The sequence below is a fragment of the Kitasatospora sp. NPDC098663 genome (assembly GCF_044760075.1).
Classification (GTDB): Bacteria; Actinomycetota; Actinomycetes; order Streptomycetales; family Streptomycetaceae; genus Kitasatospora.
In genome coordinates this window covers 1-14233 of sequence record NZ_JBIWAP010000044.1, presented here as the reverse complement: position 1 = coordinate 14233, position 14233 = coordinate 1, and the positions used below count along the sequence as shown (strand labels likewise).

Genomic DNA, 14233 nt, shown 5'->3' with positions numbered 1-14233 from the left:
ACCGGCCCCCGCCCTCCGCGCGCGCTCAGGCGTCGATCCGGGCCCGCCACTCGGCGACCTTGGCCGCGTCCACCGGCGTCCGCCAGCCGTCGACCCGCACCGCGCCGCCGACGTGGAAGCCGTCGAAGCCCTCGGCCCGCAGCCCCTTCAGGTGTTCGGCCCGCAGGCCGCCGCCGATCAGGATCCGCTGCCCGTACCCGGGCTCGCCCGCGCGGGCCAGCTCCGCCAGCAGCACCTCGTACCCGGCGTCGACGCCGGCGGGCGCGCCCGAGGTGAGGAAGGTGTCCAGCCCGGGCAGCGCGCCGACGGCGGTCCGCAGGGCGGCCCGGTCGGTGCTGTGGTCGATCGCCCGGTGGAAGGTCCAGCGGCAGCCGGCCACCGCTTCGGCGACGGCGGCGGTGGCGGCCAGGTCGACGGCGCCGTCGGCGTGGAGGAAGCCGAAGACGAACTCGTCGGCGCCCTCGGCCCGCAACGCGGCGGCCCGGGCGGCCAGTTCGTCCAGGTCGCCGGGCGCGAAGCCGTCCCGGATCCGGAGCATGACGCGCAGCGGGATGTCGGCGGCGGCCCGGATCCGGGCGAAGTCCTCGACGGACGGGGTGAGCCCGTCCGCGGCCATGTCGGTGACCAGTTCGAGCCGGTCGGCGCCGCCCGACTCGGCAGCCTGGGCGTCCTGGGGCGTCAGCGCGATGACTTCGAAAATTGGTCTAGACATATCAGTAGGTTGCCACATCCGGCCGGGCCCGGCGAGCACTTCGCCCCACCCCCCGGGTCACGCCAGGCTGCGACCCTTCCCGGAGTCCCCGCCGAGCCATCCGCCGAACCGCCCGCCGGGCCCGTCGCCGGCCCCGGTCCGGCGCATCGCCACCGCGGCCGCCACCAGGAGCAGCAGCACCGGCGCCGCCATCGGCAGCACGTGCCAGAACCCGCGGCCCTCGCGCCAGATGTTGAACAGGCCCGCGAACATCGTCAGCGACAGCACCGCGACCCCGACGGCGGCCGGCAGCACCCGGCCGCGCAGCGCGGTGAAGGTCAGCAGCAGCGGCCCGATCAGCAGCAGCGCGAACCACTGCATGTCCAGCGGGAAGGTGGAGTCGCCCCAGTGCTGGAGCGCCACCAGCAGCCCGCCCCCGAGGACCGAGGCCAGCGCCAGCCCGCCGGAACGCCAGGAGGCCCTGGGCAGCAACTCCGTCGGCGCCGCGGCCAGCACCAGCGCCCCCAGCACGAACGGCATGGTGGCCACGCTGCTGTCCCCCACCCCCCAGAGGTCGAACTCCGGCGGCAGCACGACGGCCTGCGCCAGCACGAACAGCGCGGAGACGGCCTGGACCAGCGAGATGGCCCGCACCGCCGTCCAGCGCCCCATCACGACGGCTGCCGCGAGCAGCAGCGCGATCACCGGCGGCGCGATGGTCAGCGCGTACGCGCTGTACGAGGTGTCCCAGGTCAGCCGGTGGGCGGCCCGCTCCGCGTCGCTCACCCACGGCACCAGCGCCGCACCGGCCAGCGCCCCGGCGACCATCGGCGCGGCCAGCGCGAGCACCCGCCCGGCCAGCGAGGAGCCGGTCAGCCCGAGCCGCACCCGCAGCCCGTACGCGGCCAGGTCGAACGCCTCGCGGGCGACGGCCGAGCGGCCCGCCTCCGCCGTGGTGTCGGCGAACACCGCGGCCAGCTCCTCGCCGCGCTCCCGGCGGTAGCGCGGCGGGTAGAACTGCAGCGCCGCCCGCAGCACGGTCGACGGCGTCCCGATCGTCGGCGTGGTCATCGTCATGCGAAGAACCCCCTCATCGTCGACTTCCCCTCCGGCTCCGGCTTGCCCTGCAGCACCGACAGGACGTTCGCGAGACGGCGCTCCGCCTCGGTGGCGACGGCCCGCAGCCGCTCCGCCTCGGAGGCCAGCGCCTCCCGGCCGACGCTGGTCAGCGCGTAGCTGCGCCGCGCCCGCCCGTCCACGACCTCCTCCGCGGCGACCTCGATCAGCCCCTGCTGGAGCAGCCGGTCGAGGGCGCCGTACAGGGTGCCGGTGCGCATCTTGACCCGGCCCCCGGAGATGGCGGCGATCTCCTGGATGAGGGCGTAGCCGTGTCTCGGGGCGTCCGCCAGAGCGGTGAGCAGCAGCAGCGTCGGCTCCTGCATCGAGCGTTCAGTCATACGACTACATATATCGTCAACCTACCTATAGGTCCAGTACCCCCGCCGCCCGGTCCACGACGCGGACCACGAGCGGGCCTGGCGCGGACCGGGAGCGAGCCGGGAGCGGACCAGGCGCGGGCCAGGCGCGGGCCAGGAGCCGCCTAGGAGAGCTCCCCCACCGGCGCGACCACCGCGCCCTGCTTGCCGCACACCCAGTGCGGCTCCGGCCCCAGCTCCGGCTCCACGCCGAGCGCGTGCGGGTCCCCGTCGGCGGCGCAGGCGGTGCACAGCGGCCAGCGCCCGTACGCCTCCAGCAGCGCGTCCTGGACGTCCTGGGCGACCAGCCCGAGCACGTACTCGGTGCCGTCCGGCCACTGCTCCAGCCACCAGCGGCGGTGCGTCACGGCCTGCTCCACCAGGGAGACGACGGCGGCGTCCGCCACGTCCCGCGCGGTGAGGTCGGCCAGGATCAGCGCCCGCGCGTTGTGCAGCGCGGTCTCGATGTCGTCGGAAGCCATCTGTCCATTCTCCGGTAGAACGCCGCGTGGGCGGCCCCCCGAAGGGGACCGCCCACACGATCAGGAACCAGCCGATCCGATCGGTGCGATCAGGATCAGAAGTCCATGTCACCGCCCGGCATGCCGCCGCCGGCGGCCGCAGCGGCCTTCTCCGGCTTGTCGGCGATGACGGCCTCGGTGGTGAGGAACAGCGCCGCGATGGAGGCGGCGTTCTGCAGCGCGGAGCGGGTCACCTTGGCCGGGTCGATGATGCCCTCGGCGATCAGGTCGACGTAGGTGTTGGTGGCCGCGTTCAGGCCGTGACCGGCGGGAAGGTTGCGCACCTTCTCCACCACGACGCCACCCTCCAGGCCGGCGTTGGTCGCGATCTGCTTGATCGGGGCCTCCAGCGCGACCTTGACGATGTTGGCACCGGTGGCCTCGTCGCCCTCCAGCTCCAGCTTGTCGAAGGCGACACCGGCCTGCAGCAGCGCGACGCCACCACCGGCGACGATGCCCTCCTCGACGGCGGCCTTCGCGTTGCGGACGGCGTCCTCGATGCGGTGCTTGCGCTCCTTGAGCTCCACCTCGGTGGCTGCGCCGGCCTTGATGACGGCCACGCCGCCGGCCAGCTTGGCGAGGCGCTCCTGGAGCTTCTCGCGGTCGTAGTCCGAGTCGCTGTTCTCGATCTCGGCGCGGATCTGGTTCACGCGGCCGGCGACCTGCTCGCTGTCACCGCCACCGTCGACGATGGTGGTCTCGTCCTTGGTGATGACCACCTTGCGGGCGGTGCCCAGCAGGTCGATGCCGGCGTTCTCCAGCTTGAGGCCGACCTCCTCGGAGATCACGGTGCCACCGGTGAGGATGGCGATGTCGCCGAGCATGGCCTTGCGGCGGTCGCCGAAGCCCGGGGCCTTGACGGCGACGGACTTGAAGGTGCCGCGGATCTTGTTCACGACCAGGGTCGACAGGGCCTCGCCCTCGACGTCCTCGGCGATGATGACGAGCGGCTTGCCGCTCTGCATGACCTTCTCCAGCAGCGGCAGCAGGTCCTTGACCGAGCCGATCTTGGAGTTGGCGATGAGGATGTACGGGTCCTCGAACGTCGCCTCCATGCGCTCCAGGTCGGTCGCGAAGTAGGCGGAGATGTAGCCCTTGTCGAAGCGCATGCCCTCGGTGAGCTCGAGCTCCAGACCGAAGGTGTTGCTCTCCTCGACGGTGATGACGCCTTCCTTGCCGACCTTGTCCATGGCCTCGGCGATGAGCTCGCCGATCTGGGTGTCGGCGGCCGAGATGGAGGCGGTGGAGGCGATCTGCTCCTTGGTCTCCACGTCCTTGGCCTGGGCCAGCAGCTGGTCGGAGACGGCGGCGACGGCCTTCTCGATGCCGCGCTTCAGGGCCATCGGGTTGGCGCCGGCGGCGACGTTGCGCAGACCCTCGCGCACCAGGGCCTGGGCGAGCACGGTGGCGGTGGTGGTGCCGTCACCCGCGACGTCGTCGGTCTTCTTGGCGACCTCCTTGACGAGCTCCGCGCCGATCTTCTCGTAGGGGTCCTCGAGCTCGATCTCCTTGGCGATGGAGACACCGTCGTTGGTGATCGTGGGGGCGCCCCACTTCTTCTCCAGCACGACGTTGCGACCCTTGGGGCCGAGCGTGACCTTCACTGCGTCGGCGAGCTGGTTCATGCCACGCTCAAGGCCGCGGCGAGCTTCCTCATCAAAGGCGATGATCTTGGCCATCAGAAGTGGTCCTCCGGGACACGGTCGACTGCTCGGACCAAGGGGTGCCCGCGACGGACGGCCCTGGTGTGCGGGGGTCCTTTCCCCTACCGCTCCCGGGGGCCTCACCGACCCGGTCCGCTGTCACTCTCACGCTGTGAGTGCTAACGCCAATGATTAGCACTCCGGGTGGTCGAGTGCAAGCCCAATCGCGATCCCGCGAGCCGCCCGGGGCGCTCCCGCCGACCCGCGCAACTCCCCGCCGGGGAACGCCGACGGGCCCGCACGACGCGTGTCGTACGGGCCCGCCGAGAAGCGAGTGGTCACCAGCCGTGGGCCGCGCCGAGCTCCTGGGGTCGGAAGGGGGTCACACCGCGGCGCGGACCATGTCCGCCTGCGGGCCCTTCTGTCCCTGGGAGATCTCGAACTCGACCCGCTGGCCCTCCTCGAGGGTGCGGTAGCCGTCCATCTGGATCGCGCTGTAGTGGACGAAGACGTCCGCACCACCGTCGACCGCGATGAAGCCGTAGCCCTTCTCCGCGTTGAACCACTTGACGGTGCCCTGAGCCATTCCGAACTCCCCTAGTGCTGTGCTGGCCCTTCACGCGCCCGCAGGTCGCGGGCCCGGGTCTGGTTTGAAGGCCGGCCCGGGGAACCCCCCCTGGGCGCAGCCGTGCACGCCGCAGTCCTCCGCCGGGGGTGCCTGACGGCGCCCTGTGAGCGGGTGATTACGTCGACCGCGGCTGAATGTATCCGGATCGACGCCCTCTGCAACAGGGTCAGCTGCGGGGAATTCCGGCACCGCGCCAAGGGGCAGGACGGGCCAAAGCGGGAGGAATTCGGCATTTCACGCCGGACATAGCGGACGGATTACTACAAATCCCCGCGGGAATTCTGACATCTGCCTGACATGTTTCACGGCCCAGGCACCCGACCGGTCTCAGCGGCCGGACGACCGTCCGGCGATTCGCGGGTGATTCGCGGGTGAGGATGAGGGGAAGCCCTGTTCCCAACCGAGCCACACTCTACTCCGACTTGACCCCGCCATATTCCCGCCGAAATGCGGCCGGCCGCCCGTGCGTACGGAGAACGGAATTCCGTACACGCGGACGGCCGGTCGGACGAACGGCTCGGGCGGGGTGCCCGGATCGGGGCGCGGCTCAGCAGCCGCCGGCCACCGCCGGGATGATCGAGACGCTGGCGCCGTCCGCGATCCCGGTCGCCAGGCCCTCGGCGAAGCGCACGTCGTCGTCGTTCACGTAGACGTTGACGAAGCGGCGCAGCTTGCCGGCGTCGTCCAGGATGCGGGCGGAGATCCCCGCGTGGTTCTTCTCCAGGTCGGCGATGACCTCGCCCAGGGTGGCGCCCTCGGCGGCCACCTCGGCGGCGCCGCCGGTGTAGGTGCGCAGGATGGTGGGGATACGGACGTTGGCGCTCATGGTTCTCCTAGCGGACAGGGCCTGGCGGGGTGGGGGGTGTTCAGGCGGACGCGAGGCCGGCGTCGTGGAAGGACGCCAGGGTCGGGCGGATCACGGCGGTCATCCCGGACCCGGCGACGGCGTCCAGGGTCTTCAGGCCGTCGCCGGTGTTGATCGCGACGGTCTCCTTGGCCGGGTCCAACTGACCGGTCTCCACCAGCTTCTTCAGCACGCCGACGGTCACCCCGCCCGCGGTCTCGGCGAAGACGCCCTCGGTCCGGGCCAGCAGCCGGATCGCGTCCACCACCTCGGCGTCGGTGACGTCCTCGATCGCGCCGCCGGTGCGCCGGGCGATGTCCAGCACGTACGGGCCGTCCGCCGGGTTGCCGATCGCCAGCGACTTGGCGATGGTGTCCGGCTTGACCGGGCGGATCACGTCCTGGCCGGCCTTGAACGCCGCCGACACCGGGGAGCAGCCCGCCGCCTGGGCGCCGAAGACCTTGTACGGCCGGTCCTCGACCAGACCGAGCCTGATCAGCTCCTGCAGCCCCTTGTCGATCTTGGTCAGCTGGGAGCCGGAGGCGATCGGGATGACGATCTGCTCCGGCAGCCGCCAGCCGAGCTGCTCGCAGATCTCGTACGCCAGCGTCTTGGAGCCCTCGCCGTAGTACGGGCGCAGGTTGACGTTGACGAAGCCCCAGCCCTCGCCGGCCGGGTCGCCGATCAGCTCCGAGCAGAAGCGGTTCACGTCGTCGTAGTTGCCCTCGATGCCGACCAGCTCGCCGCCGTACACCCCGGCCATGACGACCTTGCCCTGCTCCAGGTCGTGCGGGATGAACACGCAGGACTTGAAGCCGGCCCGGGCGGCCGCCGCACCCACCGCGCCGGCCAGGTTGCCGGTGGAGGAGCAGGAGAGCGTCGTGAAGCCGAAGGCCCGCGCGGCCTCGATGGCGCAGGCCACCACGCGGTCCTTGAACGAGTGGGTCGGGTTGCCCGAGTCGTCCTTGATGTGCAGCTGCGCGGTGAAGCCCAGCTCGCGGCCCAGGTTGTCCGCCTTGACCAGCGGGGTCCAGCCGGGGTTCAGGTTGGGCTTGGTGGCGACGTCGGCCGGGACGGGCAGCAGCGGCGCGTAGCGCCAGATCGAGCTCGGGCCGGCCTCGATCCGGCGGCGCAGCTCCTCGGCGCCCTCGCTGCCGAAGTCGTACGCGATCTCCAGCGGGCCGAAGCACTCCAGGCAGGCGAAGCTCGGACCGAGCGGGAAGCGGGTGCCGCACTCCCGACAGGACAGCGCGGTGGCGGGGCCGAGGTCCACGGATGCGGGTGCGACAGTGTCGATAGCCATGATGGCGGAGGCCTCTCTCCTCATCTTCCCCGTGGCACGGTCGCGCCACAGGCCGGAATTGGCACCTGTCCCGCCGGGGCCTGTCGACAGACAGCCGCGCGAGAAGGTTGCCGGGACGTCAACGGGCCGTTCCCTCAGTCCCTCTGGATGAGCATGTGAAATTGTGGTGGTGCTCAACGGCGACCCCGGCGTGCAAAGGTCCGGCCGCTGTACGAAGACTGTATCCGAAGGCGTCAACCCCGAATGGGATCGTCCGCCACGCGAGATGGCGCGTCCCACCGACCCCGCCGAGGAGAGTCCCGTGCCCGCCGAACCGACCCCCGCGCTGCTCCCGCAGGCGGCGTCCTGGCTGCGCCGCCGCTCGTGGAGCGCGGTCGACCGGCCGGTGCACGCCCTGCTGGAGGCCAAGCGCCGGACCGGCCGCACCGTCAGCGTGGTGCTGCCCGCGCTGGACGAGGAGGCCACCGTCGGCGACATCGTCCGCACCATCCGCCGCGAGCTGATGGAGCGCCTCCCGCTGGTCGACGAACTCGTCGTGGTCGACTCCGGCTCGGCCGACGCCACCGCCGCCGTCGCCGCCCGGGCCGGCGCCCGGGTGGAGTACCGCGACGCGATCCTGCCCCGGCTGCCCGCCGTCCCCGGCAAGGGCGAGGTGCTCTGGCGCTCGCTGCTGGTCACCCGCGGCGACATCGTCTGCTTCGTCGACGCCGACCTGCGCGAGTTCGACCCGGCCTTCGTCTCCGGCATCCTCGGCCCGCTGCTCACCGAACCGGACATCCAGCTGGTCAAGGCCATGTACGACCGGCCGCTGGAGACCGAGGGGGCGGTGGTCCCGGCCGGCGGCGGCCGGGTCACCGAACTGGTCGCCCGCCCACTGCTCAACCTGCACTGGCCGGAACTCGCCGGTTTCGTCCAGCCGCTCGGCGGCGAGTACGCGGCCCGCCGCGCGCTGCTCGAACGGCTCCCCTTCCCCACCGGCTACGGCGTCGAACTCGGCCTGCTGGTCGACGCGCTGGAGACGGTCGGGCTGGACGCCCTGGCCCAGGTGGACGTCGGCGTCCGGCACCACCGGCACCAGGACGGCCAGGCCCTCGGCCGGATGGCCGCCACCATCTACCGCACCGCCCTCGAACGCCTCGACCGCACCCACCGGCTGAAGGCCTCGGCCGACCTGGTCCACCCGCTGCTGACCCAGTTCACCCGCGACCCGCAGAGCCGGGAGTTCACCGCCCACACCCACCCGGTGACCGCCCTGGAACGCCCGCCCATGCACACCGTGCCCGAGTACGCGACCCGACACTGAACACCCACCGAAAGGGTTTGCCGCTCCGGAGCCCCGGCAACGTACCAACCATGGGCGATCTCACGACCGAACGTTCGAGTGCGACCGGCACCGCCCCCGTCCTGGTGGCCTCCAATCGGGGACCGGTGTCGTTCGGCACCGCGGACGACGGCACGCTGACCCTCCGCCGCGGCGGCGGAGGCCTGGTCTCCGGCCTCTCCGCCATCGACGACCCCGACGCCGTCTGGGTCTGCGCCGCCCTCGGCGCGGCCGACCGGCAGGCCGCCAGAGGGGCCCCGGACGGCCGCCTCGACCTCGCCGGGCACGACGTGGGCGGCCAGGCCGTCCGCATGCTGGACATCGATCCCGACACCTTCGCCCGCGCCTACAACGGCGTCGCCAACTCCACCCTCTGGTTCGTCCACCACCTGCTCTACGCCACCCCCACCGCCCCCGCCTTCGACGCCGGGTTCCGCACCGAGTGGGCCGCCTACCGCGCCTACAACGCCGCCTTCGCCGAGGCGCTGGCCGCCGAGGCCGCCCCCGGGGCCGCCGTGCTGGTCCAGGACTACCACCTCTCGCTGACCCCGGCCCTGCTCCGCGCCGCCCGCCCCGACCTGCGGATCGGCCACTTCTCGCACACCCCGTGGGCCCCGCCCGAGTACTTCCGGCTGCTGCCCGACGACGTCGCCGAGGCCGTCCTCACCGGCATCCTGGGCGCCGACCGGGCCGGTTTCCTGACCCGCCGCTGGGCGCTGGCCTTCGCCGACTGCTGCGCCGACCTGCTCGGTGCCGAGGTCGACCGGGACGCCATGACCGTCACCCACGCCGGCCGCACCACCCGGCTCGGCGTGCACGCGCTCGGCGCCGACGCCGACTTCCTGCGCGAGCGCTCCCACCGCCCGGACGTCGACGAACGCCTCGCCGCCCTCCGCGAGGCCGTCGGCGGGCGCCGCACCATCGTCCGGGTCGACCGCACCGAGCTCAGCAAGAACATCGTCCGCGGCCTCCAGGCCTACCGGCACCTGCTGCGCACCCGCCCCGAATGGCACGACCGGGTGGTGCACATCGCCTTCGCCTACCCCTCGCGCACCGACCTCGCCGAGTACCGCGCCTACACCGCGCAGGTCCAACGGCTCGCCGAGGACATCGACGCCGAGTTCGCCACCCCCGCCTGGCAGCCGCTGATCCTGCACGTCGACGACGACTTCCCGCGCTCCCTGGCCGCCTACCGCCTCGCCGACGTGGCCCTGGTCAACCCGATCCGGGACGGCATGAACCTGGTCGCCAAGGAGGTTCCGGTGGTGTCCGACCACGGCTGCGCCCTGGTGCTCTCCCGCGAGGCCGGCGCGCACGCCGAACTCGCCGAGGACGCGCTCACCGTCAACCCGTACGACGTCATCGCCACCGCCGACGCCCTGCACGCCGGCCTCACCATGCCCGAGGAGGAGCGCGCCGACCGCACCAAGCGCCTCGCGGCGGCGGCCACCGCGCTGCCTCCGCAGCAGTGGTTCCTCGACCAGCTCAACGCGCTGTGAACCGGCTCGGCGCGGGCTGAACCGGTCCGCGCCGCGCGCCGGCGCCCGGCTCAGCCCGCGCCGACGGCCGCGCCGAGCGCCGCGAGCAGCTCCACCACGCCGGCCGGGCCCGGGACCACCAGGTCCGCCCGGTCGGCGAGTTCGCGCACCGGCGCGTCCCCCACCGCGCCGCTGCACACCAGCAGCCCCGCCACCCCCTCGCCGCGCAGCTTCTCCACCGCCGCGAAGGCCGCCACGTCCCCCAGGTCGTCCCCCGCGTACAGCACCGAAGCCGCCCCGCGCTCACGCAGGAAGCCGGTCAGCGCCGCGCCCTTGTCCACCCCCGGCGGCCGCAGCTCCAGCACCAGCCGCCCGGGCTCCACCGCCAGCCCGTGCCCGGCCGCCAGCTCGCCGATTGGCGCCCGCAGCAGCTCCAGCGCCTCCTCGGGCGCCGCCGTGCGCCGGGTGTGCACCGCCAGCGAGCGCCCCTTGTCCTCCAGCCACGTCCCCTCGGGCGCCCCCGCCGCCGCCAGCAGGCCAGGCAGCGCCGCCCGTGCCCCGGCCACCCCGGGGTGCACCGGCGGCGCGGTCACCTCGCCGCCCTCCCAGCGCTCGGCACCGTAGTGCCCCAGCACCACGACCCCGGGCAGCCCGTCCAGGCCGCCGTACTCCGCCGCCAGCGCGGCCGGCCGCCCCGTCACCACCACCACGGCCCGCACCGCCGGCACCAGCGCCCGCAGCGCGGCCGCCGCCCCCGGATGCGCCCGCGCCCGATCGGGATCCGCCACGATCGGCGCCAGCGTCCCGTCGAAGTCCAGCGCGATCACCGCCTCGCCCGGCGCCGCCAGGATCGCCCGCAGGCCGTCCCGCCCGGCAGCCGTGACCGGTACCCACTTCTCGTCAAAGCCCATGCCCGAGCCCTACCCCGAGGCCCCGTCCCGCTACCGTGCCGCCCGCCGGGCCTCCCGGATCCGGCGCAGCCGGTTCACCAGGACCGGGGCGTGCGCCAAGGCCTCCGGCCGGTCCAGCAGCGCGTTCAGCAGCTGGTAGTACCGGGTGGAGGAGAGCCCCAGCTCCTCCCGGATCGCCCGCTCCTTGGCCCCGGCCGTCCGCCACTGCCGCCCCTCCAGGGCCAGCACCGCCACGTCCCGCTCACTCAGCTCGCCCACCAGGACACCTCCGCCATCACTACGGAGTGTCATTCTCCCGCGTGAGCCGGACACACTGTGCGCCCCCCGGCGCCCGGCCGCCCCGGCTAGCGTCGGCGGTATGACCACGCCCAGCTTCGCCGTGCACATCCCCACCGCCGACCTCGAACCCGACCCGCTCGACCCGGCCCAGATCGTCTCCGGCACCCCTGAGGTCTCCGGCCGGGTCCTCTCCGAGTCCCCCGACGGCCGCCAGCTGCGCGGCATCTGGCAGATCACCCCGGGCGTGGTCACCGACGTGGAGGCCGACGAGCTGTTCGTGGTACTCAGCGGCCGGGCCACCATCGAGGTCGAGGGCGGCCCGACCCTGGAGGTCGGCCCGGGCGACTGCGCCGTGCTGCGCGAGGGCGACCGGACCACCTGGACGGTCCACGAGACACTCCGCAAGGCCTACGCCATCACGCTCCCCTGACGGGCCCGACCCCGACGCGAGCCCGACCCTGACGACCCCGCCCCTGGAGGGCCCCCCGGCCCGGGTTCACTTGCGGACCCGGGCCGCCTCCTTGACCGCCGCGTCCTGCAGCCCGGCGAGCGCCTGCTTCGGGTCCCCCGTGACGGCCTGCCCGATCCCGGCCTTGATCCGGTTGCTGACGTCGCCCCAGGCCGGGTCCCCGAACGGGTAGAAGCTGGCGTTGGTCAGCCCGACCGCGAACTGCTTGAGGTCCTCGTGCTTCGGGTCGGACGTCATCTGGTTGAACGCGTCCTGGGTGACCGGCAGCAGGTTGTACTGCTCGTCGAACTTCAGCTGGAACTCGCGGGAGTAGGCGAAGGACAGGAACTTCTTGATCTCGTTCTTGTGCCCGTTGGCCTTGAACGCCATCATCCAGTCCGCGACGCCGAGGCTGCCGGTCTTGCCCACGCCGTCCTTCTTGGGGATCGGCGCCGTCCCGAAGTCGATCTTCCCGGCGGTGGCCATCCGCAGCAGCGTCGGGTGCCCGTTCAGCATCGCGACCTTCCCGGCCGCGAAGTCCTGGAAGACGGGGGTGCGGTTCATCTTGCCCGGGTCCGGATAGGTCAGCCCGGTGGTCACCAGGTTGTTCTTCAGCCAGCTGAAGGTGGCCTGGTTCTGGGTGCTGTCGATGGTGTAGTTGCCGACGTCGTCGGAGAGGCTGCCGCCGCCGCTCAGCGTCCACAGCATGGACTCGGCCGGCGCCTCCTCCGGCCCGAGCGGCAGCCCGTACGGGGTCACGCCCGGCACCTTGGCCTTGATCTTCTCGGCGTCCTGGCGCAGTTCGTTCCAGGTGGCCGGCGGCTGGGTGATGCCGGCCTGGCGGAAGACCGCCTTGTTGTAGAAGAGCACCCGGGAGGAGGAGACGAACGGGATGCCGTACTGGGTGCCGAGCACCTGCCCGGCGTGCGCGAAGGTGTCCAGGAAGTTGGCCTGGGTGTCCATCGAGAGCACGTCGGCGGCCGGGTACAGCCGGTCCGCCGCGACCTGGTCGGCGAAACCGCCGGTCTGCAGCAGGTCGGGGGACTTGCCGGCCGCGATCATGTCGTCGACCTTCTTGCCGATGTCGGTCCAGCTGTCCACCTCGACGTCGACCTTGATGCCGGGGTTGGCGGCCTCGAAGCCGCGCGCGATCTCGTCCCAGTACAGCTTGGAGCTGGTGTCGGCGCTCTCCCCGTAGTCGGCGGCGACCAGCTTGAGGGTCACCGGCCCGCCGTCCTGCCCGCCGCAGGCGCTGACGGCGGTGAGTACCAGTGCTCCGGCCAGCGCGGTGCCGAGGACGCGGGTGGGAACGTGGGCGCGCCTGTTCAACGCGGGTACCGCCTTCAGGGGAGAACTGCGACCGGACGGGGGAATCCGGGAGGGGGGAGGCGCAACACTGCCAAATCCACCTGGCAGTGGTCCACACCACTGTGGCGAGCCCGCCGAGTAGTTATCGAAGTGCGGACGTCATTGCACGATGCGCAACAGAAGGTGAACGGAAGGCTCCCGGCGCAAAGCCGCTCACACCGCCCCCATCTGCGACAAAGCTCACCTACTTTGGACCAGACCAATCCGACAACTGGACTAGACCTCTTCTACCCGACCAAGGGAAACTGTCCTCCGTGAAGCACGTCATCGCACTCGATGTAGGCGGCACCGGCATGAAGGCCGCGCTGCTCGCCCAGGACGGCTCCGTGCTGTTCGAAGCACGCCGACCGACCGGGCGGGAGCATGGCACGGACGCCGTGGTCACCGCCATCCTCGACTTCGCCGCCGACCTGGCGGACGAGGGCCGGGGCCGCTTCGGCGTCGCCCCGCTCGCAGCCGGCGTCGCCGTCCCCGGCACGATCGACGAGAGGAACGGCATCGCGGTCTACTCGGCCAACCTCGGCTGGCGGGACCTCCCGCTGCGCAAGCTCCTGGGCGAGCGCCTGGCCGGGCCCGACCGCGCCGTCATCCCCGTCGCACTCGGCCACGACGTGCGCTCGGGCGGCCTGGCCGAGGGCCGGCTCGGCGCCGGCCGGGGCGTCGACCGCTTCCTGTTCATCGCGCTGGGCACCGGCATCGCCGGTGCCATCGGCATCGGCGGCCGGATCGAGGCCGGCGCGCACGGCTACGGCGGCGAGATCGGCCACGTCGTGGTCCGCCCGGGCGGACCGCAGTGCGGCTGCGGCGCCCGCGGCTGCCTGGAGACGCTCGCCTCCGCCTCCGCCGTGTCCCGTGCCTGGGCCGCGGCCAGCGGCGACCCCGACGCCGACGCGGCATCCTGCGCCGCCGCGGTGGACGCCGGGGACGACCGCGCGCTCGCGGTCTGGCAGGTCGCCGTCGACGCCCTCGCCGACGGGATCGTGCTCGCCCAGAGCCTGCTCGACCCGTCCACGGTGATCGTCGGCGGCGGGCTGGCCGAGGCCGGTGACACGCTCTTCGGCCCGCTGCGCACGGCGGTCACCGAACGCCTGACCTTCCAGATGCCCCCGAAGGTCGTACCCGCCATGCTCAAAGACACCGCCGCGTCCCTGGGCGCGGGCCTGCTCGCCTGGGATCTGCTCTCCATGGAGGTGACCGCGTGACCACCGCGGACCGTGACCGTACCGCACTGGCCGGCGCCCGGCTGGTCCTGCCCGGCGGCGTCGTCGAGGGCGGCCGCCTGGCCGTCGAGGGCGACCGGATCGCCGGCCTCGGAGGCGAGAG

General features: G+C 72.7%; 15 protein-coding genes and 1 riboswitch. Of the genes, 4 read left to right on the top strand and 11 right to left on the bottom strand.

The annotated features are described in order from the left end of the window. Window positions 1–25 precede the first annotated feature (25 nt). The 8 genes from ACIQVZ_RS33915 to thrC form a co-directional block, all read right to left on the bottom strand. Window positions 26–712: a copper homeostasis protein CutC gene (locus ACIQVZ_RS33915; RefSeq protein ID WP_402455399.1), complete on the bottom strand. Its 687-nt coding sequence runs from the start codon at window positions 710–712 to the stop codon at window positions 26–28. A gap of 57 nt (window positions 713–769) precedes the next feature. Beyond that, on the bottom strand, window positions 770–1768 hold the full coding sequence (locus tag ACIQVZ_RS33910; protein WP_402455396.1) for a hypothetical protein: 999 nt from the start codon (window positions 1766–1768) through the stop codon (window positions 770–772). After that, the gene (locus ACIQVZ_RS33905) at window positions 1765–2148 is read right to left on the bottom strand and encodes a PadR family transcriptional regulator (protein ID WP_402455393.1); all 384 of its coding nucleotides are present in this window, start codon (window positions 2146–2148) and stop codon (window positions 1765–1767) included. The genes ACIQVZ_RS33910 and ACIQVZ_RS33905 overlap by 4 nt, the downstream gene beginning before the upstream one ends. A gap of 143 nt (window positions 2149–2291) precedes the next feature. Further along, window positions 2292–2648 carry a hypothetical protein gene (locus ACIQVZ_RS33900; RefSeq protein ID WP_063348227.1) on the bottom strand — a complete coding sequence of 119 codons (357 nt, stop codon included), beginning with the start codon at window positions 2646–2648 and terminating at the stop codon, window positions 2292–2294. Between the two features lie 95 nt (window positions 2649–2743). Next, entirely contained in the window at window positions 2744–4366 is a 1623-nt protein-coding gene (gene groL, locus ACIQVZ_RS33895; protein WP_049652341.1) for a chaperonin GroEL, read from the bottom strand. Between the two features lie 346 nt (window positions 4367–4712). Further along, entirely contained in the window at window positions 4713–4916 is a 204-nt protein-coding gene (locus tag ACIQVZ_RS33890; protein WP_030289665.1) for a cold-shock protein, read from the bottom strand. Between the two features lie 589 nt (window positions 4917–5505). Then, window positions 5506–5784, bottom strand: a complete 279-nt coding sequence (locus ACIQVZ_RS33885) for a MoaD/ThiS family protein (protein ID WP_350877443.1) — start codon at window positions 5782–5784, stop codon at window positions 5506–5508. A gap of 40 nt (window positions 5785–5824) precedes the next feature. Further along, on the bottom strand, window positions 5825–7105 hold the full coding sequence (gene thrC, locus ACIQVZ_RS33880; protein ID WP_402455389.1) for a threonine synthase: 1281 nt from the start codon (window positions 7103–7105) through the stop codon (window positions 5825–5827). A 17-nt stretch (window positions 7106–7122) separates the two neighbouring features. Continuing rightward, window positions 7123–7259, bottom strand: a riboswitch (SAM riboswitch). 171 nt (window positions 7260–7430) lie between these two features. Here thrC and ACIQVZ_RS33875 point away from each other — a divergent pair. Together ACIQVZ_RS33875 and ACIQVZ_RS33870 are read left to right on the top strand one after the other, a co-directional pair. Continuing rightward, on the top strand, window positions 7431–8408 hold the full coding sequence (locus ACIQVZ_RS33875; protein WP_402455479.1) for a glucosyl-3-phosphoglycerate synthase: 978 nt from the start codon (window positions 7431–7433) through the stop codon (window positions 8406–8408). Between the two features lie 50 nt (window positions 8409–8458). Further along, entirely contained in the window at window positions 8459–9925 is a 1467-nt protein-coding gene (locus ACIQVZ_RS33870) for a trehalose-6-phosphate synthase (protein WP_402455386.1), read from the top strand. A gap of 50 nt (window positions 9926–9975) precedes the next feature. Here ACIQVZ_RS33870 and otsB read toward each other — a convergent pair whose 3' ends face one another. Both otsB and ACIQVZ_RS33860 read right to left on the bottom strand, forming a co-directional pair. Beyond that, on the bottom strand, window positions 9976–10815 hold the full coding sequence (gene otsB / locus ACIQVZ_RS33865) for a trehalose-phosphatase (protein ID WP_402455383.1): 840 nt from the start codon (window positions 10813–10815) through the stop codon (window positions 9976–9978). Between the two features lie 30 nt (window positions 10816–10845). After that, window positions 10846–11106 carry a DUF3263 domain-containing protein gene (locus tag ACIQVZ_RS33860; RefSeq protein ID WP_363584876.1) on the bottom strand — a complete coding sequence of 87 codons (261 nt, stop codon included), beginning with the start codon at window positions 11104–11106 and terminating at the stop codon, window positions 10846–10848. 67 nt (window positions 11107–11173) lie between these two features. Here ACIQVZ_RS33860 and ACIQVZ_RS33855 point away from each other — a divergent pair, with 67 nt between their 5' ends. Beyond that, window positions 11174–11524 carry a cupin domain-containing protein gene (locus ACIQVZ_RS33855; RefSeq protein WP_350877430.1) on the top strand — a complete coding sequence of 117 codons (351 nt, stop codon included), beginning with the start codon at window positions 11174–11176 and terminating at the stop codon, window positions 11522–11524. Window positions 11525–11590: 66 nt separating this feature from the next. Here the strand turns inward: ACIQVZ_RS33855 and ACIQVZ_RS33850 are convergent, their stop codons facing one another. Continuing rightward, a complete protein-coding gene (locus ACIQVZ_RS33850; protein ID WP_350877428.1) occupies window positions 11591–12871 on the bottom strand; it encodes an extracellular solute-binding protein in 1281 nt (426 codons plus the stop codon). A 293-nt stretch (window positions 12872–13164) separates the two neighbouring features. Here ACIQVZ_RS33850 and ACIQVZ_RS33845 point away from each other — a divergent pair, with 293 nt between their 5' ends. Continuing rightward, on the top strand, window positions 13165–14112 hold the full coding sequence (locus tag ACIQVZ_RS33845) for an ROK family protein (RefSeq protein ID WP_350877426.1): 948 nt from the start codon (window positions 13165–13167) through the stop codon (window positions 14110–14112). Window positions 14113–14233 lie beyond the last annotated feature (121 nt).